15 protein-coding genes and 2 pseudogenes are annotated in these 22,957 nt (G+C 69.9%); 7 read left to right on the top strand and 10 right to left on the bottom strand.

Annotation, left to right across the window (positions count from 1 at the left end):
* Positions 1–347 precede the first annotated feature (347 nt).
* Entirely contained in the window at positions 348–3,020 is a 2,673-nt protein-coding gene (locus OG194_RS47560; protein ID WP_327398681.1) for a DEAD/DEAH box helicase, read from the top strand.
* 85 nt (positions 3,021–3,105) lie between these two features.
* Here the strand turns inward: OG194_RS47560 and OG194_RS47555 are convergent, their stop codons facing one another.
* Complete coding sequence (locus OG194_RS47555) at positions 3,106–4,122, bottom strand: hypothetical protein (protein ID WP_327398682.1); 1,017 nt, start codon at positions 4,120–4,122, stop codon at positions 3,106–3,108.
* Positions 4,123–4,180: 58 nt separating this feature from the next.
* Here OG194_RS47555 and OG194_RS47550 point away from each other — a divergent pair, with 58 nt between their 5' ends.
* The 3 genes from OG194_RS47550 (at position 4,181) to OG194_RS47540 (ending at position 6,067) form a co-directional block, all read left to right on the top strand.
* Positions 4,181–4,387, top strand: coding sequence for a helicase associated domain-containing protein (locus tag OG194_RS47550; RefSeq protein ID WP_327398684.1), 207 nt, complete (start codon positions 4,181–4,183; stop codon positions 4,385–4,387).
* Between the two features lie 419 nt (positions 4,388–4,806).
* The gene (locus OG194_RS47545; protein ID WP_327398685.1) at positions 4,807–5,370 is read left to right on the top strand and encodes an RNA polymerase sigma factor; all 564 of its coding nucleotides are present in this window, start codon (positions 4,807–4,809) and stop codon (positions 5,368–5,370) included.
* Complete coding sequence (locus OG194_RS47540) at positions 5,363–6,067, top strand: hypothetical protein (protein WP_327398686.1); 705 nt, start codon at positions 5,363–5,365, stop codon at positions 6,065–6,067. The genes OG194_RS47545 and OG194_RS47540 overlap by 8 nt, the downstream gene beginning before the upstream one ends.
* A gap of 289 nt (positions 6,068–6,356) precedes the next feature.
* Here the strand turns inward: OG194_RS47540 and OG194_RS47535 are convergent, their stop codons facing one another.
* Positions 6,357–6,578, bottom strand: coding sequence for a hypothetical protein (locus tag OG194_RS47535; protein WP_327398687.1), 222 nt, complete (start codon positions 6,576–6,578; stop codon positions 6,357–6,359).
* A 76-nt stretch (positions 6,579–6,654) separates the two neighbouring features.
* On the opposite strand from OG194_RS47535, the gene OG194_RS47530 reads away from it, so the two are divergent.
* Positions 6,655–9,978, top strand: coding sequence for an ATP-binding protein (locus OG194_RS47530; protein WP_327398688.1), 3,324 nt, complete (start codon positions 6,655–6,657; stop codon positions 9,976–9,978).
* A 666-nt stretch (positions 9,979–10,644) separates the two neighbouring features.
* Here the strand turns inward: OG194_RS47530 and tpg (OG194_RS47525) are convergent.
* Positions 10,645–11,202, bottom strand: a complete 558-nt coding sequence (tpg, locus tag OG194_RS47525; RefSeq protein ID WP_327398689.1) for a telomere-protecting terminal protein Tpg — start codon at positions 11,200–11,202, stop codon at positions 10,645–10,647.
* A gap of 10 nt (positions 11,203–11,212) precedes the next feature.
* Positions 11,213–13,423 carry a telomere-associated protein Tap gene (gene tap, locus OG194_RS47520; protein WP_327398690.1) on the bottom strand — a complete coding sequence of 737 codons (2,211 nt, stop codon included), beginning with the start codon at positions 13,421–13,423 and terminating at the stop codon, positions 11,213–11,215.
* 274 nt (positions 13,424–13,697) lie between these two features.
* Here tap (OG194_RS47520) and tpg (OG194_RS47515) point away from each other — a divergent pair, with 274 nt between their 5' ends.
* Positions 13,698–14,252 carry a telomere-protecting terminal protein Tpg gene (tpg, locus tag OG194_RS47515; RefSeq protein ID WP_327398691.1) on the top strand — a complete coding sequence of 185 codons (555 nt, stop codon included), beginning with the start codon at positions 13,698–13,700 and terminating at the stop codon, positions 14,250–14,252.
* Positions 14,253–14,272: 20 nt separating this feature from the next.
* On the opposite strand, the gene OG194_RS47510 is transcribed toward tpg (OG194_RS47515), so the two are convergent.
* From OG194_RS47510 to OG194_RS47495, 4 genes and pseudogenes are all read right to left on the bottom strand, one after another.
* On the bottom strand, positions 14,273–15,385 hold the full coding sequence (locus OG194_RS47510) for a hypothetical protein (RefSeq protein ID WP_327398692.1): 1,113 nt from the start codon (positions 15,383–15,385) through the stop codon (positions 14,273–14,275).
* 13 nt (positions 15,386–15,398) lie between these two features.
* Positions 15,399–16,142 carry an ATP-binding protein gene (locus OG194_RS47505; RefSeq protein WP_327398693.1) on the bottom strand — a complete coding sequence of 248 codons (744 nt, stop codon included), beginning with the start codon at positions 16,140–16,142 and terminating at the stop codon, positions 15,399–15,401.
* Positions 16,143–16,227: 85 nt separating this feature from the next.
* Positions 16,228–17,779 (bottom strand): annotated as a pseudogene (locus OG194_RS47500) (transposase); the annotation flags it as partial.
* Positions 17,780–17,882: 103 nt separating this feature from the next.
* Complete coding sequence (locus tag OG194_RS47495) at positions 17,883–19,151, bottom strand: ATP-binding protein (protein WP_327398695.1); 1,269 nt, start codon at positions 19,149–19,151, stop codon at positions 17,883–17,885.
* Between the two features lie 358 nt (positions 19,152–19,509).
* Between OG194_RS47495 and OG194_RS47490 the strand changes: the two genes are divergently transcribed.
* Positions 19,510–19,974: a DUF6924 domain-containing protein gene (locus OG194_RS47490; protein WP_327398696.1), complete on the top strand. Its 465-nt coding sequence runs from the start codon at positions 19,510–19,512 to the stop codon at positions 19,972–19,974.
* Between the two features lie 68 nt (positions 19,975–20,042).
* Here the strand turns inward: OG194_RS47490 and tpg (OG194_RS47485) are convergent.
* Together tpg (OG194_RS47485) and tap (OG194_RS47480) are read right to left on the bottom strand one after the other, a co-directional pair.
* Positions 20,043–20,600, bottom strand: a pseudogene (tpg, locus tag OG194_RS47485) (telomere-protecting terminal protein Tpg).
* Positions 20,601–20,612: 12 nt separating this feature from the next.
* Entirely contained in the window at positions 20,613–22,868 is a 2,256-nt protein-coding gene (gene tap / locus OG194_RS47480; RefSeq protein ID WP_327398697.1) for a telomere-associated protein Tap, read from the bottom strand.
* Positions 22,869–22,957 lie beyond the last annotated feature (89 nt).

Genomic DNA, 22,957 nt, shown 5'->3' with positions numbered 1-22,957 from the left:
GGCCGGCCGCTGCGCGGCCAGCGTGGCGCGCGCTGCGCGCCGGTCGGGTGAGGGGGTGTCAGGTGCGGCTAGTTGGTTGTGCGGGTGGGGAGTTGGGGAGTCCTGCGGACTCTGGGGCGGGTCCGCTGCGCTCCCCCGCCTGAGAGTCCTTCCGGCTGCGCCTCCAGGACCTTGGGGCCCACTGGCGTGGGCCGGGCCAGCTGTGAGGGTGGGGCACTCGTTCGTGTTGGGTTTGAGTGTAGTGGGTGCATCGTGTTGATGCAGCATGTACCGTTGGCGGAAACACGAGACACCCCCAACCACTTTGGGCGGAGCGAGAACTCTAAATGGAAAAGAAAGCCGGGGAAATGCCTGATATCCAACTCCGGAAACACCAGGTTCACGCGACTTCCGGTATCCGCAAGTGGGTGGGATTCCCTGCGAGATCATCTGTGCCCCCTGAGGGGGTCCGTGGCACGGGCGTGTCAGCGACCGGCTCCGGGAAGACGATCACCGCCGCGTGGGCGGCGCTGGAGAGCTTCCGGGACGGCCGGATCCTCGTCATGGTGCCCACCCTGGACCTGCTCGTGCAGACCATCCAGATGTGGCGCCGCATCGGGCACCGCTCCTTGATGGTCGCCGTGTGCTCCCTGGAGAACGACCCCGTGCTGAACGAGCTCGGGGTGCGCACCACCACCAACCCCATCCAGCTCGCCCTGTGGGCCGGACACGGGCCCGTCATCGTGTTCGCCACCTACGCCTCCCTCGTGGACCGTGAGGACCCAGAGGACCCGTCCCAGCGGAAGGTTCGTGGGCCGCTGGAGGCCGCTCTGGCGGGCGGGGAGCGGCTGTACGGGCAGCGCATGGACCCGTTCGACTTCGCGGTCGTCGACGAGGCCCACGGAACGGCCGGTGATCTCGGTCGGCCGTGGTCGGCGATCCACGACAACGCCCGGATCCCGGTGGACTTCCGGCTCTACCTCACCGCCACCCCGCGCATCCTCGCCCCGCCCCGCCCGCAGAAGGGCGCGGACGGCCAGGAGCTGGAGATCGCGTCGATGGGCCAGGACTCGCAGACCTACGGGCCCTGGCTGTTCGAGCTCGGACTCTCGGAGGCGATCGAGCGCGAGATCCTCGCGGGCTTCGAGATCGACGTACTGGAGATCCGCGACCCCTCCCCCATCCTCGGGGGATCGGAGGAGGCGCAGCGGGGCCGGCGCCTGGCGCTGCTGCAGACCGCCCTGCTGGAGCACGCCGCCAGGTGGAACCTGAAGACCGTCATGACGTTCCACCAGCGAGTGGAGGAGGCAGAGGCGTTCGCGGCGAAACTCCCGGAGACGGCCGCGGAGCTGTACGCCACCGAGGCGTCCAACGACGCCCTGGCCGACGCGGAACGCCTGCCGAGGTCGTCGATCGACGCGGAGCTCTACGACCTGGAGGCCGGCCGCCACGTACCCCCGGACCGCGTGTGGTCGGCATGGCTGTGCGGCGACCACCTCGTCACCGAACGCCGCGAGACGATCCGCCAGTTCGCCAACGGCATCGACGCGGACGGCCGACGGGTCCACCGGGCGTTCCTGGCGAGCGTTCGCGTTCTCGGTGAAGGCGTCGACATCGTGGGCACCAGAGGTGTCGAGGCGATCTGCTTCGCCGACACCCGCGGCTCCCAGGTCGAGATCGTCCAGAACATCGGCCGCGCCCTGCGCCCCAACCCCGACGGCACGACCAAGACCGCCAGAATCATCGTGCCCATCTTCCTGGAGCCCGGCGAGGACCCCAACGACATGGTCGCCAGCGCCTCGTTCCGCCCCCTTGTAGCCGTTTTGCAAGGCCTGCGCTGTCACGATGAACGACTCGTCGAGCAGCTCGCCTCCCGCGCCCTCACCCGCAGCAGGGAGCAACGCAAGATCCACGTCCGTCGCGACGCGGACGGCCAGATCGTCGGCACCGACGGCGAAGGGGACGGCGAGGACCAGGAGCACGACGACACCCAGGCCGCCGCCGAATCGGCCCTGCTCCACTTCTCCAGCCCACGCGACGCGGCAACCATCGCGGCGTTCCTGCGCACCCGGGTGTACCGGCCGGAGTCGCTGGTGTGGCTGGAGGGCTACCAGGCCCTCATCCGCTGGCGGGCCGAGAACAAGATCACCGGCCTGTACGCCGTGCCGTACGACACCGAGACGACGGTCGGCGTGACGGAGGACTTCCCGCTGGGCAGGTGGGTGCACCAGCAGCGGAAGGCGCTACGGGCCGGGGAGTTGGAGGATCGGCGCAAGGAGCTGTTGGACGCGCCGGAGGCCGGGATGGTGTGGGAGCCGGGCGAGGAAGCCTGGGAGACCAAACTCGCCGCCCTCCGGTCCTACCGGCGGGCCACCGGGCACCTCGCCCCGCGTCAGGACGCGGTCTGGGGCGAGGCCGAGGCGATGGTGCCGATCGGGCAGCACACGGCCAACCTCCGCAGGAAGGGCGGCCTCGGGAAGGACCCCGAGCGCGCCGCAGCGCGGGCCGCGCAACTGACCGCCATCGACGAGGACTGGAACTGCCCCTGGCCGCTCGACTGGCAACGCCACTACCGCGTCCTCGCCGACCTCGCCGACACCGAGGCCGGCGGCGTGCTGCCGACCATCCAGCCGGGCGTCCTGTTCGAGGGCGACGACATCGGCAAGTGGCTCGCCCGGCAACGCGAGGCGAACACCTGGGTGCAGCTGTCTGCCCAACAGCAGGAGCGGCTGTCCCAGTTGGGCGTACAACCGCTTCAGGCCCCGACTCCCGCCCCGTCAGCGAAGCGCACGACGAAGGGGCCGAGTAAGGCGGAACAGGCGTTCCAGCGGGGCCTGGCGGCCCTCGCGCAGTGGGTCGAACGGGAAGGCACGGACCGGCCGACGCCGCGCGGCCACAGTGAACAGATCGCGGTCGACGGCGAAGCAGAGCCGGTGGTCGTGAAGCTGGGCGTATGGACCTCCAACACGAAGAGCCGCCGCGACAAACTCACCACCGAACAACGCGCCGCCCTCGCCGCGCTGGGCATCGAATGGGCGTGACGCCGACACTGGCCGGTCGCTGAACCGGGCGGTCAAGCGAAGTGCACTGAGAGGCCCCGGGCTTTATGCCCGGGGCTTCGTGCTGTCACGGCAGTTCCGTGTCGAAGAACTTGATCACCGAGGTGACCAGCATGAGGGCGTACACCGCGTTGATGCGCGAGTACTGGGTGCGAGAGACGCCGTGTGCGCTGGGATGGCGACCGAAGGTACGCGGGATGGGGTCACCGTTCTTGGGGAAGTACTTGGCGTGCGCGTACCAGACCGGGGCGAAGGTACAGGCGACCTTGAACTTGTAGTCCTCAAACTTGAACTTGACGCCTGTGGTCTTGAAGTCGTTCTTCGTGAGCCGGACGCGGGCGGCCTGGTCGAAATGGCGCTGGAGGAGGGAGTCGAGCAGGTTGGCGGCCAATGCCTGAGCCGCGCTGGTGTGGCCGGCTCGTAGAGCACGTGCGACATCGCGGGCGAAGCCGCGGGCATTCTGCACGTCCGGGTGCGTGACCTCTTCGAGCACCGCCTCGCAGTCGTTGACGATGCCCTTCCAGCGTCGGCCGATGATGCGGCGCCGGGCGGCCGCATCCGGCGCATCCAGCAGGGCGCGCACTGTCTGAGGCCCTGGAACCCACATAAGAGGGATGCCCTCTTCAACCAGGAGCTCTTCCAGGTCATCCAGATCGGGCCTGACGTCGCGCAGGTTCTCCGGGTAGAGCCTGTTGATGACGTCACCGAGAGAGGCGAAGACGCTGTGCCACTGGGGCGGCCGGTAGGTCGCGGTCAGCGGCTCCAACGCCTTCCGGACCATGTCGTTGAAGCCCGTCAGGCCCGCCATCTGCCTGCGGAGGTTCTCCGTGAAGGCGGTCATCCGGATCAGCGGAGAATCAACCACAATCCGAGGAAGCACCGGGCGCATCCTCACCGCAGCGGACTCAGCGAGCATCTTGCCGATCCACGCGTTTTGGTTCCACACATAGCCGTGGAACGGCTTGAATGCCGACGCGTAGAAGCGCGAAAGATCAACCGACTCCGTCTGGCCCGCGTCCTCGGACTCGTCAGGCTCCTGATCCTCCGCCTCGCCCGCGTCCTCAGGCTCCTTGTCCTCAGCCATGGCTACATACTCCCACGCTTCCATGCGCACTCATCAGGTGTTTTTGCCGTCCCCGGCTATGTCAGCCCCGCGTGGGTCGGTCGGCGACTACCGCCGACGCAGGATGGTGACCCGGACCTCCGCCAGGACGACGCCGGTCGACGGCGAGGCGGAGCCGGTGCTCGTGAAGCTGGGCGTATGGGTCTCCAACACCAAAGCGAGGCGGGACAAACTCACCGCCGAACAGCGGGCCATTCTCGCCGAGTTGAGGTTGGAGTGGGCGTAACAGCCAAGCCCCAGGTGTCAGTACAGCGCGATGGCGTCCACGACGATGGCCGGGCCCGTGATGTAGGCGTCGACGTCTTCGTCCGGCAGGACAATGCCCTGATTGGACTCTCCTGGGACTGAGAGGTCACAAAAGGCGGGACCGTGTGCACTACATAGTGTCGGCAGGTGAACGGGTCACCTCCGAGGAAGGGCGGACAACGATGGATCCAGTGCGCGGGGGAGGGCTGCTGATGCTGTGTGGCTGGTTGTATCGGCTGCTGCACACATGGTTGGCCGGCCGCACCGAACTACGCAGAACCGAGATGCAGCAGCAAGGCCTCAGCGAGCGCGTGCGGCACCTACCGCCCGGCAGCCGTCTGCTGGAAAGGTCGGGCAGTGTTGAGGTTGTGACGGGGGCACAGCCAGCGGAGCTCCGCCGTGGCTGAGTCGGCCTCGCCGGTGGCGAGGAAGACGGTACAGGCACCACCACGCTCTGCCGGGACGTCGCCCGCATTAACGACCAGCAATCTTGAGGACCTCTACCGCGTAGAGATGCCGCAACTGACGCGATTTCTGGTCCGTGTCGGCGCTACCCCCTTCGAGGCTGCCGATGCCGCACACGAAGCATTCACCGTGGCCATCGAGAAATGGGACAGCATCCGGGAACCGCGGGCTTGGTTGCGTAAGGTCGCTCACCGCTGCTATCTGCGTCAGACAGGACAACGGGACACCCCCTACGATCCAGTGCCCGATCGCCCGGGCGGCACCTGTCCCATTGCCTACGTGACTCTCAAAGAGGGAAACCAGCGGGTTTTGAACGCTCTCGCCCAGCTGCCGCCACTGCAGCGACACGTCATGGCGTGGTCCCAGGACGGCTTCACCGATCGAGAGATCGCCCAAGCGCTTGATATGCGGGAGGCCGCCGTGAGGAAGAACCGGAGCCGTGCCCGGCTTCGACTGAAGCAAACTCTCGTTGAGGGAACAGGGGGCTGCGATGAGTGAACACACCATGCCCCAGGAGACAGCTGTCCCAGAGGCTGACACCGCCCTGGGAGTTGGCCGTCCCACGAATGCCGATACGTGTCTGGATCAGCTTCTTGCTGATGCCGACGAAGAATTGTCCCAGTGTCTCGACGACGCCCTCGATCTGACGGGCGGCTTTCAGCAGCTTGCTTCCCTTCCTGCCTACCCTGGTCCACCGCGACAGACCGATGGCCTGAACGGGTATACCTCGTTCCGTTCAAGCCTGCACATCACCGGGCGTCCGGGCGAGCACAGCCACATTGACGACAACCAGCAGTTGCAAGAGGCCCTCGATCTCCTGCAGCACACGAGCGATCAGTTCCACAGCCTTGTGACCATGACGGACGACGGCCCGTCCTCCCTGGAAACCGCACGATCCAAGCTGACCCACGCTCAGCTTGTCATCTCCCGAGTCATCACCGAAGCACAAGGCAGAACACTTACGAGGACGCAGAACGCCTCGGCATTCAACGACATCCACGACTGCGTCAACACGGCCTGGACCACCGTGGCGCAGACGCTGGAAAGCCCTGCCGCCGACTCCCATGCCGTGCTCCTCGACGACGCCCTCGACACTCTCGACAGCGCCACGCAACGCCTCACCCAGGCACACCGCATCCTCGACCACCTCCTCGACCAAATCGGAGAAGACCTCGACCAGCCCCTTCCCGCCTGAGCCACCCCATCCGAAGGACACGTTCATCGCCGACGACCTCACCAGATCGTCAGCCAACTCGTCGACGTACGCCGACCGATGTGGCTTCGCGGTGCTGGAAGCCGGGCGGCGGCGGCCCAGGGCACGACGTACGCGCAGTCAGCCCCCAGGCGGGGAAGCCTGGGGGCTGACTGCCACCAGAACCGATGCTTGCCGCCTCTGTGCCCGACCCGATGCTGCTGGATCGCAAAGGGGCGGGCTTGGCCTGGAGCAGCATCGAACGGGCTCCGGTCAAGCCCAGGTCCTGAGCTCAGCGGTTCAGAATCCAGATGGTCAGGGCCTCGGCGGCGCCGGCAGTTGCGGCAAGCGTCACGTGGATCACCAGGCTGCGTAGAGCGCGGCGGGCACGGATCGCGCTGAGGTTCATGGTCTTCTCCTTCGACAGCGGCTGCGCGGTTGCAGCTGCGGTGGTGCCATGACGCTCCTTCCAGGAGGTTTCCAGCGAAGCGGCTACCTCCTGACGCTGTGCCAACTAGCCTGCTCAAGTGGCGTGTCAGAGTCTTTTCCAGGGCTGCTGATACCTGGAAGCGAGAGTGCGGAGGGAGCCGGTGGGAGCGAAAACGGATCGGTTCCGTGCGGAACTCAACGCGGCGCACCAGGCGGCGGGAAGACCGACGCTGGAGCGGTTGGTGCGCCTCGGGCTCGAACAGCGGCCTCCGATCAGGATCAGTGATTCGGCCATCAGCGGCTGGACGACCGGCCCCGCTGTACCCGGGCCGGCACAGCAGCGCTATTTCCTCGTCCTCACCGCCTTCTTGCAGAGCGAAGCCAAGCGCCGGAACGCGTCCTACGCGCCGCGTTCGCCGGCCTGGTGGCAAGAACTGCTCTCGGAGGCGCAGCGCGAGCGCAACAGCGGCCGAGGGGGGCGGCCGCGCGCCACCGCCGATACGCCGGCACAGGGGCCGATGACCCTTCCAGCCGCGCCATCGGGATTCACCGGCCGCTCCGCTGCTCTGACCGAGGTTCTGGACCAGCTGGAACCCGGCAGCCAGGGCGGAGACGAGTCGGCGACGATCGTCGTGTCGGCCGTGGCCGGGATGGCAGGAATCGGCAAGACCGCTCTCGCGCTCCACGCCGCGCATCAGGCACGTGCGCGCAGGTGGTTCCCCGGCGGGACTCTCTTCGCCGACATGCGCGGCTACAGCACCGACGCCAGTGCGGACCCCGGCGCGGTGGCCGACCGGTTCCTCCGCGCCTTCGGAGTGAGCGCCAAGGACATCCCCGACACCGCTGAGGGAAAGCTCGACGCCTGGCGCAACCTGCTGGACCAGTTGGCGCGGCAGCAACGGCCCGTGCTCGTCGTGTTCGACAACGTCCGTACGGCCGCCCAGACCTCCCAGCTACTGCCCTCGGCCCCCCACCGGGCCCTGATCACCTCCCGGCACAGCCTGTCGGCCCTGCCCGTGCACCGCGTGGACCTGGGCCCTCTTCCCCTCGACGAGGCAGTGGAGCTGCTGGACCAGTCCCTGCGCGCCGGCACGACCGGCGACGGCCGGGTCCAAGCGCAGCCGGATGCCGCCCACCGGCTGGCTCACCTGTGCGGATACCTCCCGCTGGCGCTGCGCATCACCGCGGCGCTCCTGCGCGACGAGCCCGACCGGTCCCTCGCAGACCAGGTGAGCGACCTGGAGGACGCCCGTGTGCGCCTGGACGCACTCGACTACCCCGACACCGGCCCGGACGGCAGCCCCCTGGCCATCCGGGCGGCCTTCGACCTCTCCTACCGGCACCTGACCGCACCACAGGCCCGCGCGTTCCGGCTCCTGGCCCACGCCCCCGGCACCGACCTGAGTGCCGATGCCGTCTCGTACATGCTCGGCCTGCACCACACCATCACGCGACGCCTCCTCGTCGACCTCGCCCGCGCCCACCTGATCGACGCCACCGGCGACCACCACTGGTCCATGCACGACCTGCTGCGCCTCTACGCCGGCGAGCACGCCGCAGCCAGCGCCGCCGAAGACCAGCAAGCCGAGGCGATGAAACGGCTCATCACGCTGTACGCAGGACTGACCCAGCAGGCTGTAGGACACCTCAAGCGCAGCGACACCTCGGTACCCCCCGAAAACCGGGCCCAGGCCCTGGACTGGCTGGAACGCGAGCGCACCAACCTGGTCGCCGCCGTCACCGCTGGCCCCTCACTCGGCCAGCCCACCGCCACGCTGTTCCTGGCGAACGCCCTCAACGACTTCTTCTCCCAGCAGCACTACTACGAAGACTGGGTCACGACCATCACCGTTGCCCTGTCCCTGGTCGTCGCCGCGGGCGACAGGCAACGTGAAGCGATCGGTCTGACCACCCTGGGGGCCGCACTGTCCGGCCAGCGGAAGTTCACCGAGGCCATCGACGCCTGCTTTCAGTCGCAGGCCATCGCCCGTGAACTGGGAGACCGCCGCCAGGAGGCCGGAGCCTGGACCACCATCGGGAACGCGTACAGGGAGCTCCACCAGATGCCGCAATCCGAGGAGGCGTGCCGAAAGGCTGCCACCGGCTTCCGGGAAGTAGGCGACCCAGCGAGCGAGGCGGGAGCCCTGGTCAACCTCGGCGGCACACTGGTGGCCATGCGGGGACGCGCCCCTGAGGCCGTGCAAGTCCTTCACAAAGCCCTCGGTCTCTACGAAGCTGCAGGCGATACACACGGCATGGCCTTCACCCTTATCAACTTGAGCAGTGCTCTGTGCGAAACCGGACCCTCCGCTGAGGCAGTAGAACTGTGCAAGATGGCAGTAGCCATCCTCAAGGTCAACGACCCCCACGCTGCCGCCCTCGCGCTGATCAACCTCGCCGTGGCCCTGAAGCCTGACGAGCACTACCAAGAAGCCATCGACGCCTGCCAACAGGCCCTGGACCTGCTCCGCACCACACATTCACCACATCTGAAAGCACAGGCCCTCGCCAGACTCGGTAGCTCCCTGCCCTACGCGGACCAGTACCCCGAAGCGATCGAAGCCCTGACCGGTGCGATTTCCGGCTTCCGCGAAAGCGGCGACCTTCACCACCTGGCAGAGTCAGTGAACAACCTCGGTGTCCTGCTCCTCGGCACCGGGCATCCGGACGAGGCCATCGAGCCGCTCACCGAGGCCGCTGCGATACATCGCCAACTAGGCGATGCCCACCGTGAAGCGAAGACCCTGATGGTGCTGGCCCGAGCCCATCACGGAGTCCAGGAGTTCGAGGAGACCTTCGAGGCCCTCATCCGCGCGGCTGCACTCTTCCACCAAGCCGAAGACCACAGCCAGGAAGGGCAGGCCAGAATTGACCAAGCCCTGATCCTCAGCAACCTGTGGCACGACCACCACGAGCTCGTCACTCCTGCCGCTGGCGAGGACAACCTGCAGATCACCCCCCTGCCGCCTGGGGCCGACGGCCTACCCGTCCTCGCCATCAACCTGGCGCTGCCCGCCGCAGCCACCGAGGAGCACCACACCGAGACCGACACCGGCCTGGCCCACTATCTCGACAGACTCGGCTTCAACCCGCTGACACACGGCATCGAGCAGCTCCCCGTTTCCAACCAGTGGATCGCACTCATATCCCCGATACAGAACACTGCAGATGGACCCGACCAGTGGCTGCTCACCATCGTCGACCCGATGGGCGCCGTCCTCTTCCTCCGCCCCCTGACAATCCCGGATGCATGGTGCGTCCAGGCCATAGACCGCGCCCTCTGCCTGCTCACCTACGACCCCGCCTCACCCACAACAAGCAGCAACGAGCAACAACAGGCTTCGGCCACACCGCACGACAACGGGCTTCTCCTGGCAGCCGTCATCCCCCTCCGCGCCTACGACCCCACTGCGCAAGCACCCGAAGAACCCGGCACCAGCGACCCAACACACACCGAAACCGAAGGCTCACCACACCCCCAATAGCACGGCACCTCCCCCGCCCCGGTCTCTCCCCACCGACATCCCCCACCTGACGTCGACGCCGCATTGACGGCGGCCCGGGCGCGGCGCCCCGCCGACGCGCAACCGACTGAGCGCACCCCAATCCCCTCGCCCGCTGCCCGGGTCGTGTCCCACCCACCCACTTCTCTGTTCTTCCTGCTGTGGGGCGTGGACTCGGAGGCGTAGAGGGGATGTCGGCCTCCCGACCACGGCCCAACCAGCATGGTTACCTGCGGTTTCACGGACAGGCGCGGCAGAGCGTGCGGACGGTTGTCGGCCGGGTTGTCGGCGGGGATGTGGGCCTGGTCCACGGACGTGTTGTCGCTTCGTGACCGTGGTCGGGCCTTCATGGTCGGTGGTCCGGTCGGCGCCGACTGCTGCCGTGACCGGTACACGCGGCGGCGGGCAAGACGTCGCCGCACCGTACGGGAAGCGAGCAGATCCGTGACGATCAGCGTGGACACGGGCAGCGGGATCGGATGGCCACCGCCGAGCAGATGCACCGGATGATCGCCCCCTCGGCGCATCGAGCAGACCCGTCGCCAGCTGGCCCGGCTGCGTGCTGAGAGGCTGGTCGACCGCACCACCCCGCCCCACGCCCGTACGCCCTGGTCACGCAACCTGCCCCGGGCTTCAGGCCGACGTGGGTCAGAGCTCGAACTCGAGGTACTCGATGTCGGTGAAGCGGACCTCCTCCAGACTGCCGGCGCGGCGGCCGTTGTCCTGGAAGTACACCTCCCTGAGCGCGTCGGCGGCGATCTCCCGCAGCTCCTGGTCGCTGGCGCCAGCCTCCTGGGCGTCGAAGAGGCGGGCGGCATAGTGCGGCGGCAGGGCGACCGTCAGGTGCCGGAGCCGGTCCTGGTCCGTCGTCCCGATCGGCGCGGTGTAGCCGAGGCGGGCGCGGGTGTCGATGACGATGCCGCCGGTGCTCGCCGCCTTCTGCCGCGCCTGGGCGCGGATCTGCGGCTGCCACCGCTTCTTCACCTCGCGCTCCAGGCGGGCGGCGAGGTCCGGGCGGGGCTTTTTGATCTGGTCTTTGACATACCGTTCGACGGTGCGCTGGGAGATGCGCAGCATCTGGGCGGCCGTCTTGGTGCCTCCCAGCTGCTTGACCAGGTACCGCATCTGGGCGCCGGCGCTCTTGGGTGCTGGGCGGGTGAACGCCTTCTGCACCGCGGCGTCCAGGCCGTCCCCGAACAGGCTCATCGCGCTCTACCTACTCTCCGGTGTCCTGGTCGGTGACGGTGCCGTCCTTGATGTACCGGGCGAGGTTGAGTTCCGGGGCGTTGAACTGTTCGCGGACGCCCTCGCCCCACAGCACGCTCTGGGTGCCCTCCCACTTCACCAGCCCGGGGTTGACCCCGAGCTTGAAGCCGCCCGGCAGCGACTTGCCGTCCCGGTAGGGCAGGAAGTCCAGTGGCGAAGGCCCGTCGGAGGCGTAGACGGCGCAGTCCGAGAGGACCGCGACCGGGTACTGCCCGGTGAAGGCGGCGTGCTTGACGATCTTGCGGTGCATGTTGATCCGGGTGCGGGAGATGACGGCGGCGCGGATGTCCGGGCGCCAGGTGGGCCGGGCGAGGGCCCGCCAGGGCTGCCCTGGTTTCCAGCCCTCGCCGCGCGGGCGTTCGCGCAGCTTGCCGATGCCGCCCTTCACGGTCGCCTTGATCGCGGACACCACGATCGCCAGCTGAGGGTCACGCAGGCGGTAGCCGTCCATCGCCGTCAGGAACTCCTCCGGCGTCAGGTCGGCGCCCACTCCGAGGTCGGCCATCGTAGCGAGGTACGCGTCGCGCAGCCGGTTGTACCAGCCGTCCAGGTAACGCCCGTTGTCGTAGCGCACCCACGCCTCGACCGGGCGCACCTCGTAGCCCAGTTCGACCGCGTACGCGACGGTGGGCGTGGCGTACCACGCCGGGCCCTCGGGCCGTTCACCCTTCGGCGTGAACGGGCTGGGCAGCAACGAGCCATCCAGGTCCACCCACGTGTCCTTGGCGACCTTCACCCTCGACAGGTCGACATGCGACAGATCGACCAGCCACGCGCCGGGCAGCTTCGCGTCGAACACCGGCGCCTTGACGTGTGTCGGCGCACCGAGGCCGACCGTGAGGCCGTTGGCGCCGGCGGCGAAGGCCATGTTCACGTCGATGCCCACCAGGTGCCGGAGGGTGCATTCGGCGTCGGTGAGCGGGCGTGCCCAGTCGTACGCCTCCTCCACCAGGACCTCCGCCGGGGTGCGGTGGTGGAAACGCGGCAGGTCGGCAAGGAGCGGGTGGCCGTCGGGAGCCTCGCACGGTGCGCAGTCCACCGGATCCTTGCCCAGCGAGCCGGGGTTGTGCTCGGAGTGCCGCTTCCCGTCGGCGTCCGGCTCGGAGGCACGGGTCGGCGGGTGCAGCGCGGTCATCAGCTCCAGACCGGTCACGGCGGTCGATCCGCGCGGCGTCATCACCCTCGACGCGTACGTGCCCAGCAGCCGGGCGAGGTCCGCCGACGGCAGCTGGGCGGCATCGGCCCAGTGGCGGGTGTCGAGCGCGTCCCACGACGGGATGCACAACTGCACGCAGGCCCGCTCCGAGCCCTGCGCGGGGCGGTAGATCCGCGCCCACGGCCCGAACCCGCGCTTGGTCAACTTCCAGTCCGCACGGATCAGTTGCTTGATGGCCTTGTGGCCTTCCGGGATCCGTCCTGCCAGGCGCTCCTCCTTTGTGAGCGTCACCGGCAGGCCGTAGTGCTCGCATGCGGTCTCGGTCAGCACGAGCAGCGGGTCGGCGTCCTTGCCCGGACCGGACAGCTTCGGCTGGCCGAGCCGCCCCTCGCTCAGCGTCCACTCCACCAGGGCCGGAATGGACTTCGCCGGTACGTCCAGGACCAGGCCGCCGACGCAGTACGCCAGCGCCTGGCCGTCGGCGACGTCGACGACCGCGAGCGGCCCGTTGACGAATCGCGGGTCAGCGCCGCCTGCCGGGAGGGGCTTTCTCTCGCCCTGGCGGCGCGACGTCGGCGCGGTCGTGGCGGCCGGATGCGGTGCAGCGGCCGGGACGGCGGGGCGGTGTGCGGTGTGCGCAGGCTCCGCAGTCGGGCCTGTGGGTGCGCTGCGGGGGTGGGCCGGTTCGGCTGCCGGTGGCGCAGGGGCGGCCTCAACGGCAGGCGTCTCGGGGGCTGTCGTGTCCTCGGGGGGCACGGGAGCGTTGGCGGGGTAGAGCTGGGCGAGCTGCTTGAGCAGGCGGGCGTATGCATCGCGCTCCGGAGGCCTGGGCTCGGTCTTGCCGGCCTCCCAGCCGCTGACCGTCGCGCGCCGCACCTGCAGTGCGGCGGCCACCTCGTCCAGCGTCAGGCCGTGCGCCTGGCGCAGCCGCTTGCGCTCCGCCGGGGGCGGCAGCGGGGAGCGGGACGCGATGAGCGCGTCGACCGCGTCGAACAGCTCGGACATGCAGCACCTCCTGTCCCGCAACCCTAGCGTGAAGCGCACGTTTCGCGTACCAAGCGCGTACGGATGGCGTAAACGGCGGGTGAGGGTTCACGGTTGCTCCCGGAGGGCGCGCTCGGGCTTGGGCTGTTGCAGGCTCTCTAGCCGAGGGTCCGCGGCGGTGTCCTGGCTATACCTGAACTGGCCGGTGAGAACCGCCTGGTGTGAGAGATCTGGGAGAGCAGGCAGCCGCCGTGCACCAGCAGCCATCGCGGTGGCAGAACGCTCGGGGGCGGGCATGGGTGAGATCGTCAAAGGACTTGAGCGGGCGCTGCTGACCCGTCCCGTGCCCACGCGGGACGCCGCCGTCCGCTTCCTGCTCAAGACCCAGAAGGGCTCAACGAAGAACGTGGCCGTCCTCCTGGGGATCTCCCAGCGCACGGTACAGAGGTGGGTCACCACCCGGCCGGGAATGCGCCGCCGTCCCAGTGCCGTGCACGCGGGGCTGATCGATGAGGCCGTCAGGGCACGGTGGCAGCCCCTGGTGCGCTCCCGCCAGCGGGCCCGGGCCGAGGCCGACGGCTTTGTCCTCCACACCAGGGCGCGGTTCGGATTCGCCGCTCCGGCGGGCTCGTCGGACGATCCGCGGGTACGGCTGATCACCCAGTACCTGTCGGGAGAAGTGGCCCGCGAGCTGTTCGCCGCCCGGGACGCCGGCGGAGGTGAGCAGCAGCAGATGGTGATCCTCGCCCGGGCCCTGGGGCATGCCTACTTCCGGGACGCAGGCCGACGCGCCCACGGTCTCGGGATCGCCTTCACCGACGTGGAGTTCGCCGATTTCTCCATCGACTGACCGTGCACCAGGGTTCGGACTCAGCGCGTGGGCGGGGTCTGGCGCCGCGTCAGCATCGCGTCGTAGCGCTGTGCTTCCTTACGTTCGCGCCAGTCCCACTGGATACGGCCGGCAGGGCCGGTGCGCTGGCCGACAGGCGGCTGCGGCGGACACAGCCTCGCTGCCTCCGCCACACGCAGCAGGTGGGTGCGGTCGTGGGGGCCGGCCAGCAGATGCTGGTCCTGGCCGGGCGCGAGCCGGGCGAAGCACACGGCGGCCTTCAAGAAGACACGCGCCCACGGCGGCACCCGGTGGGTAGCGCAGCCGTCGGTGTAGCGGGCGCGGTCGTGCAGCGCCAGGGTGGCCGCGGCATCGTCGTAGTCGCCGGGGCGGGCAGTGGCGAGCTGCTGGAAGGAGACGCCGGTGAAGAGCGCGGCGGCGAGGGCGGCGGCCAGGCGGGGATGGGCGGTCACGGCGGCCAGGCGTCGGGCAGCTTCCCGGGCTGTCTGCTCGGTGAGGGGTGTGGGTGGCGGGCGGTGCCGGAAAGTGATCGGCGGCGGCGCGCACCGGGCGGTACAGGGTGCGGGGCTGTCGTAGGAAACGAGCCGCTCCAGCGCGGGCAGGGTGAGCCACCGGTTGGCCGGCCGGGCGGGTTCGCCGGCAGACGGGGGTATGGGAGCGGTCGTGCCGTAGTAGTGGCGTCGGGCAGCCTGGAAGTCGGCGGTGACGGCGTAGTCGACCCTGTGCAGAGCCTGGTGCAGGGCGGCGGGCAGACGGGGGCGGTGACAGACCAGGGTCAGATGGATGCCGGTGAGGGCGCACAGTTCCAGAAGGCGCGTCGCGCGGCGGGCGGTGAGGCGGTGGGCGCGCAGGACGGTCAGCCGGGTGACGGGCAGAGCGGTGATCCAGGCGGTGGCGGCTTCCCAAGCGGGCTGACGGCCGGCGGGAAAGCCGCCCGGGAGCAGGGGCGGTTTGCCCAGGGCGGCGAGAAGGTCGTGGGCAAGACCGGTCTCGCTGGTGGTGCCCGGGCCGGGATGCAGAGTGATCCGGCCGGACGGCACGTGGTGGGCGGCCAGGGCGGTGTGCGTGTGGACCGCGTCGTCGCCCGGGTCGATGACCACCGCGACGGGTGTCGGCGGCACGGCGGGCGGCATGGCGGCGTGCTGTTCAGGCAAGGCGGCTGAAGGCCCAGCGCAGCAGTTCCTGGTCGACGCGGGGGCGGCCGGTGCGGGCCAGGGCGGTGCGGGTGTGTGCGGTCAACTGGGCCCAGGCGCGGAAGTTGCCGTGTGCGGCGTGCTGGTCGGCGAAAGCGATGTCGTCGGGATCGGCATCCGCCCACACCGGATGGAACAGCGGGATGGCCTCCAGGACCTCGCCGGGGGTCAGGCGGGTGAAGTGCTGCCAGATGAAGATCCGGGAGGACAGCATCGGTTCGCGGCGCAGCACGGTGTGGCAGCCCTCGCCGCCGACGAAGACGATCGCGAGCTGGGTGGAGGGTTCGTCCCACAGATAGCGGAAGTACTCGAACGCCTCCCCGTTGAGCCACTGGGCCTCGTCCACCAGGAAGGTGCGGGGGCGTTCGGCCAGGGCGGTCTTCAGCAGGCGGTCGAACTCGCTGGGGTGGCGCGGTGGTTCACCGGCGAGGTCGAGGGCGGTGAACAGTTCGTAGCGCACCGCGCGGGCGGTGGGCCGGGCCCGGAAGGTGATCTTGCGGACGTCCTCGTGCGGTTCGAGTCCGCGCAGGCAGATGTTGACGGCGAGGGTCTTGCCGAAGCCGGCGCCGCCGTGGATGCACATCATGGCGCGGGCGGCGACCGTGTCGGTGATGTTGTCCCGGGCGGTGAGCAGGGCGCGGGTGGTGACCACGGACGCATCGGGCAGGTCGACGTACTGGTAGGTGGCCGCGGTCACAAGGCGTCTCCGTCGTCAGCAGGGTCTGCGGCTCGTGCGGACGAACCGTCGGGGGCAGGTCCGGACAGGACGGGAGCAGGCCGGCCGGGCGCGGTCCGGAGGGCGAGGGAGGGCGGGGTGCGCCAGTCGTCCGGGGGCGCGGCGGGCGGGATGAGGTCCGGCAGCGCCAGATCGGACAGGCCGGTGCCGGTGGCCCGGGCGAGTTCGGCCCCGGCCTGCGCGGTGGTCAGCGCGCCGAGCCGCCGGGGCGCCTCGGGCCGGTTCACGGCAGCGTAGCGCTCGCGCTGGGAAGCCTGAAGGTCCTTCCTCAACCGGCGGGTACGGGCGGCTCGCGTACGCCGTACGGCGCTGACCTGTGCGTCGGAGGCCTGATCGGCCAGGTCCGCGGGACCGAGGTAGCGTCCGGTGGCCGCGTGGTAGACCTCGATGCGGTGCTCGTGGTGGGGCATGAAGCGAATGCGGACCTGGATCCCGGCCTGGCCGGTCATCCACGACCCCACATAGTCGCGCTTCTTGAAGCGGATACCGCGGGTGGTCAGCGTGCGGGTACCGGCGTCCTCCAGGGTGAACGTCCACAGATCCGCGGCCGGCACGTCCCGCAGCGGGGTCAGGTCCTCCTGCCACGCCTCAAGCGGCGTCTTTCCCCGCAACGGCGCCGGGCGGTGCTCGGTGTTCCACCAGAGCGTCCAGTCCAGCAGCCGGGCGGTGAAGTCCTCGAAGCCGAGCAGCACTTCGTCCTTCGGGCGGGAGGCGCGTCTGCCGGGGCGCGGCTGGCGGGCGTAGCCGGGCAGCGCGGCCAGGAACATGCTCTCCACCGCCCGGTTCAACCCCTCCACGGTGCCCTTGAGGTGGGGGGTGTAGGCGGGGAGGTCCTCCACCGTCACGTCCAGGAGATCGAACGCCGCGGTCACCGTCCTGGACAGGAAGTCCCTGCCGCGGTCGACACGTACTTTCTCGGGCAGGCCGCCGAACGGGCCGTAGGGGTCCTCGCGCAGGACCGCGGAGCGCAGCGCGGCCAGCACCGACTCCCGCGAGGGATGCACCGGCGTGACCGCGACACCGGTGATCGCGTTCGTCGCGCAGTCGGTGAACCACGTGATCCACGGCCTGCGAGCTGTGCCGTCGACATCGACCAGCACCGGGGCCTGCACGTGGTCGCTCTCCCACACCTGATTGCGCCAGCCCCGCGGCCGGGCCAGGAACACATCGTGCTTGCGCGCCGCCCGCTCTCCTCCCGCAAGTCCCGCCCGCTCCCCCGGGGTCAGATCACGGCGGATCGCGCGGTGCAGCGTCGTCAGCGACGGCACATCCGGCGGCAGACCAGTACCCGGTGGCGGCCCGGCCTGTGCACCGGCATCGGCTCCGGGGCGCCCGGCCGCGCGGGCAGCGAGCTCACGCTGCACCGCGGCGACATTGCCCTTCCACAACGCCAGCAGCGCACGGACCTCCGGCGTGATCGTGAACCTCGTCCCGGTCCGGGCCCGTGCGCCGGGCTCGTCCGCCGCCCGTTCGTCGCGGCCGGCTTCGGCCAGCCACCGCCACACCGTGCGCTCCGACACTCCCAGCGCATCCGCCGCCACCCGGACATGACCACTCGTCAGCCCGCCCCGCACCCGCAGAGCCAGCAGCCGGCGCACCGTCACACCGCGCAGCGCGGTTCGCGACGCCGCAGGAAGCCCGCCCCCCGCGGCGCCGGCCGCACCGCCGTCCTCCCTCTCCCCCTCCTGTCCGCGCATCCGCTCAGACCGGGGGGCTCAGACGCCGGAACAGACGACGCAGCAGTGCCCGGTCCACCGCCGCGTCCGGCGCGGTCAGCAGCGCGTTCTGCAGGTGCGTCGTCAAGGCAGCCCACGTGCGGAAGACACCGTGCGTGCAGGACTCGTCGATCCACGCCACCTCCCCGCCGGCGACGCCGGCCCACAGCGGATGAAAGGCAGACACCGCCGCAGCCACCTCACCCCCGGCAAGACGCCCCACCTCCTGCCACGCGCAGACCCGCGACGCCAACTGCGGCACACGCGCCACCACGCGCTCGCTGCCCGCCCCGCACAGCACCAGCGCCATCCGGACCTGCGGGTGGTCCCACAACGACTGCAGATACTCCAGACACGGCACCGGCAACCGCTGCGCCTCATCCACCACCAGCACCCGAGCCCCCTCCAGGGCACCGGCGATCCGCTCATCAGCCTCCGCCGAACGGTGGGGAAACCGGCCCGGCAACACCAGAGCCTCGAACACCGCCCGCCGCAGTTCCGACACCGACGCACGCACCGGCACCCGCACCCACGACACACCCCAGCCCACCGGCGGACCCGACAGCGCCATCCGCAGCGCCACCGTCTTGCCCCGCCCCGCATCCCCGAACACACACGCCCCGCCCCCGGCCGCCATCGCCTGCCCCACCGCCTCAGCCACCGCACGCACCGACGCCGTACGCACCGCCCGAGCCCCCACCGGCAACACCCCGCCCGCCACGTCCCCCGCCGGCGCGGCCTCCCGCCCTGCAGGCGTCAGCGAGGCCGGAACAGCCGCGGCACAAACAGACGGCGCGCCGGTACCGACACCCGCGACGGCGAGGTCCGCCAGAGCCTGCCGGGTCTCCCGCTCAGTCCGCGCCCGGGATACCGCGGCACGCTCCGGCAACACCCGCCCCGCCGCCAGCTCACGCTGCACCGCCCGGTACACCGAAGCCGGCGACACCCCCGCAACCCCGTCCCCGCACTCCTCCAAATACCGGTACAGCACAGACACATTGCCGCCCGCCTGCGCCAGCACCTCCCACGCCTCCTCCGGCAACTCGAACCGGGAACGCCTGCGACGCTCCACACGGCCCTCACTGCGCGCCGCCTCCACCCACCGCCACACCGTCCGCGGATGCACCCCCGCCAGCTGCGCCCCCGCCCGCACATGCGCCGACGTCACACCACCAGCCGCATCCAGCTGAAGCAACCGCCCCACCAACACCGGCCGCGACACCGAGACCAAGCCCTCGAGCTCCCGCTCCCCCACCCGATCCTCCCCGGCCACCCGCCCGACAGAAGACCACCCTCAACCCGCCCACCCCGCAAAAGGATCAGAAGCACCGTTCCCGTGACAACGACACGAGAAGGGGTGTACCGCCCCACGACAGTGGCATCGGCAACAGACACCACCCCACGTCAGTGACCCCGCTCAGCCTCAGCGCCCACCAGCAAAAACACACCGGCCTGACACCCCGTCACCGACACCCACCCACTGACACCAAACCGGCACATCGCAGTCAACTGCACCGCTCAGGGGTGTGTCAGTGGTCTCGCGTAGCGTGCAGACGGATTGTGCGGGCTGTGACCTGTGCGGATGGGGGGGGGACAGCGGCATGAGTGACCGAATGGAGTGGCTGGCGGAACGCGATCGGGACGCGGCTCTGATCATCAGGACCGATTACCGCGACGAACAGGCATGGGCTGCGGTGAAAGCGGAGCTGATGAGGTCCTGGGGTGATGGAGACTTCGAGCCGTACGTCCACATCGCCGATGATCCGAAGTGGGCGGGATGCACCTCGGCCCAGATCCTCACCGCGGCGCTTACCGATGACGAACTGAGCGTGGTCTTCCTCGCCGACCGCGACTCCATGCGTGATGGTCCCGTCACGTTGCTGGCGGTGGCCGTGCTGGCCAGGGAAGAGTGCGACAGCGACGAGGAATTCGAGGCGGACGGCGGCGAGTTCCGCACCGTCCCCGCAGGCGTCCACGAGATACACGCGAACCTGATGATCGCCAACCTGTCTTTCGGCGATTTCAAAGAAGCCGCCCAGCAGGACCCCCAGGACACCTTCCAAGGGTTCGCCATCTGAAGGACTCGGCCCGCCACTGGAGCGCTCAGTCACAGCAGCCTGCCCCGGACTTTCCAGGCGACGGTGGGTCAGAGGTCGAACTCCAGGTGCTCGATGTCGGTGAAGCGGACCTCCTCCAGGCTGCCGGCTCGGCGGCCGCCGTCCTGGAAGTACACCTCCTTGAGCGCTTCAGCGGCGAGTTCCTGGAGGCGTTACTCGGTGGCGCCCTGCTCCTGGGCGTCGAACAGGCGCGCGGCGTAGCGGGGCGGCAACGCAACGGTCAGGTGCCGGATACGGTCCTGGTCCGTCGACCCGATCGGCGCGGTGTAGCCGAGACGGGCGCGGGTGTCGATGACGATGCCGCCGGTCGTCGCCGCCTTCTGCCGCGCCTTGGCCCGGATCTGCGGCTGCCACCGGGCCTTCACCTCGCGCTCCAGGCGCGCGGCGAGGTCGGGGCGCGGCTTCTTGATCTGGTCCTTCACGTACCGCTCGACGGTGCGCTGCGAGATGCGCAGCATCTGGGCGACCGCCTTGGTGCCGCCCAGCTGCTTGACCAGGTACCGCATCTGCGGGCCCGCGCTCTTGGGCGCCGGGCGGGTGAACGCCTTGTACACCGCGGCGTCCAGGCCGTCCCCGAACAGGCTCATCGTCGCCTTCTCCTACTCTCCGTTGTCGACGTCGGTGACGGTGCCGTCCTTGATGTACCGGGCCAGGTTGAGCTCGGGAGCGTTGAACCGCTCGCGGACCTCTTCGCCCCACAGGACGTCCTGGGTGCCCTCGTGCTTGACCAGGCCCGGGTTGATGCCGAGCTTGAAGCCGCCCGGCAGCGGCTTGCCCTCCTTGTAGGGCAGGAAGTCCAGCGGCGACTCGCCATTGGCCGCATAGACGACGCAGTCGGACAGGACCGCGACCGGGTACTGCCCGGTGAAAGCGGCATGCTTGACGATCTTGCGGTGCAGGTTGATCCGGGTGCGGGAGATGACCGCCGCCCGGATGTCCGGCCGCCACGTCGGGCGGGACAGCGCCCGCCACGGCTCGCCCGGCCGCCAGCCCTCACCCCGGGGCCGCTCGCGCAGCTTGCCCAGACCGCCCTTCACCGTCGCCTTGACCGCGGAGACGACGATCGCCAGCTCCGGGTCACGGCCGCGGTAGCCGTCCATCGCCGCCAGGAAGTCGGCCGGCGACAGGTCAGCACCGACTCCCAGGTCGGCCATGGTGGCGAGGTACGCGTCGCGCAGCCGGTTGTACCAGCCGTCCAGATAGCGGCCGTTCTCGTACCGGACCCACGCCTCGACCGGACGCACCTCGTAGCCGAGCTCCACCGCGTACGCCACGGTCGGCGTCGCGTACCAGGCCGGGCCCTCGGGGCGCTCGCCCTTCGGCGTGAACGGGCTGGGCAGCAGACTCGCGTCCAACTCCGCCCACGTGTCCTTGCCGGCCTTCACGCGGGACAGGTCGACGTGGGACAGGTCCACCAGCCACGAGCCGGGCAGCTTCGCATCGAATACCGGCGCCGTGACATGCGTCGGCGCACCGAGGCCGACGACCAGGCCGTTGGCGCCCGCTGCGAAGGCCATGTTCACGTCGATGCCGACCAGGTGCCGCAGGGTGCACTCGGCATCCGTCATCGGCCGCGCCCAGTCGTACGCCTCCTCGAACAACTTCTCCGCCGGGCCGCGCACGTGGAAGCGCGGCAGGTCCTTCAGGAGCGGGTGCCCGTCGGGGGCCTCGCACGGCGCGCAGTCCACCGGGGCATTCCCCAGACTGCCGGGGTTGTGCTCGGAGTGCCGCTTGCCGTCGGCGTCCGGCTCGGACGCGCGGGTCGGCGGGTGCAGCGCGGTCATCAGCTCCAGGCCCGTCACGGCGGTCGAACCGCGCGGCGTCATCACCCGCGACGCGTACACGCCCAGGACGCGCGCGAGTTCCGCCGGCGGAAGCTGCCCGGCCTCGCCCCAGTGCCGGGTGTCCAGCGCGTTCCACGACGGGATGCACAGCTGCACGCAGGCCCGCTCCGAACCGGTCGCCGGACGGTAGATCCGCGCCCACGGCCCGAACCCCCGCTTGGTCAACTTCCACTCCGCGCGGGCGAGTTGCTTGATGACCTTTTGGCCCTCCGGGATCCGCCCGGCGAGCCGCTCGTCGTCGGTGAGGGCGACGGGCAGGCCGTAGCGCTCCAGCGCCGCCTCGGTGAGCACGAGCAACGGGTCGGCGTCCTTGCCCGGGCCGGACAGCTTCGGCTGCCCCAGCGCCGCCTCGCGCAGCGTCCAGTCGACCAGGGCCGGGATGGACTTGGCGGGCACGTCCAGGACCAGCCCGCCGATGCAGTACGCGAACACCTGGCCGTCGGCGTCAACGTCAATGACGGCGAGCGGACCGTTGGCGAAGCGCGGGTCGGTGTCACTCGCCGGGGTTCCGGCCGGGGGTGCCTTCCGCGCGGTCGGCCGGCGCGACGCCGACGACGTCGTCGTCCTGGTGGTAGGCACCGGAGACGACACGGCAGCCGGAGGCACAGCGTTGGCGGCGGGGCGGGTCTGAGTGTTCTGCGCGGTCGTCATGGCCGCAGCCTCGGGCGCCGCGGCTGTGGGCACAGGCTGCGCCTGTGGGGCCGGGTCGGGAGCGCTCGGGAACGTCTCCGCGACGGCCGTGCCCTCAACGGGCACCGTGGCGTTCGGGTCGGCGGGGTAGAGCTCAGCGAGCTTGCCGAGCAGCCGCGCGTACCCCTCGCGCTCCGGCGGCCGCGGCTCGGTCTTGCCGGACTCCCAGCCGCTGACCGTCGCCCGCCGCACCTCCAGGGCGGCCGCGACCTCATCCAGGGTCAGGCCGTGCGCGCCGCGCAGCCGCCTGCGCTCCGCCGGCGGCGGCAGCGGGGACCGGGACGCCACCAGCGCGTCGACCCGTTCGAACAACTCGGACATGGAACACCTCCTGTCCCACAAGCATAGCGCGAACCGTACATATTGCGTACGGCTAGCGTACGAATGGCGTACTTAGGGTTGGTCCCCGG

The sequence above is a fragment of the Streptomyces sp. NBC_01288 genome (assembly GCF_035982055.1).
Classification (GTDB): domain Bacteria; phylum Actinomycetota; class Actinomycetes; order Streptomycetales; family Streptomycetaceae; genus Streptomyces.
Note: the sequence above shows the minus strand (reverse complement) of the source record. Positions and strands in the feature narration are given on the sequence as shown.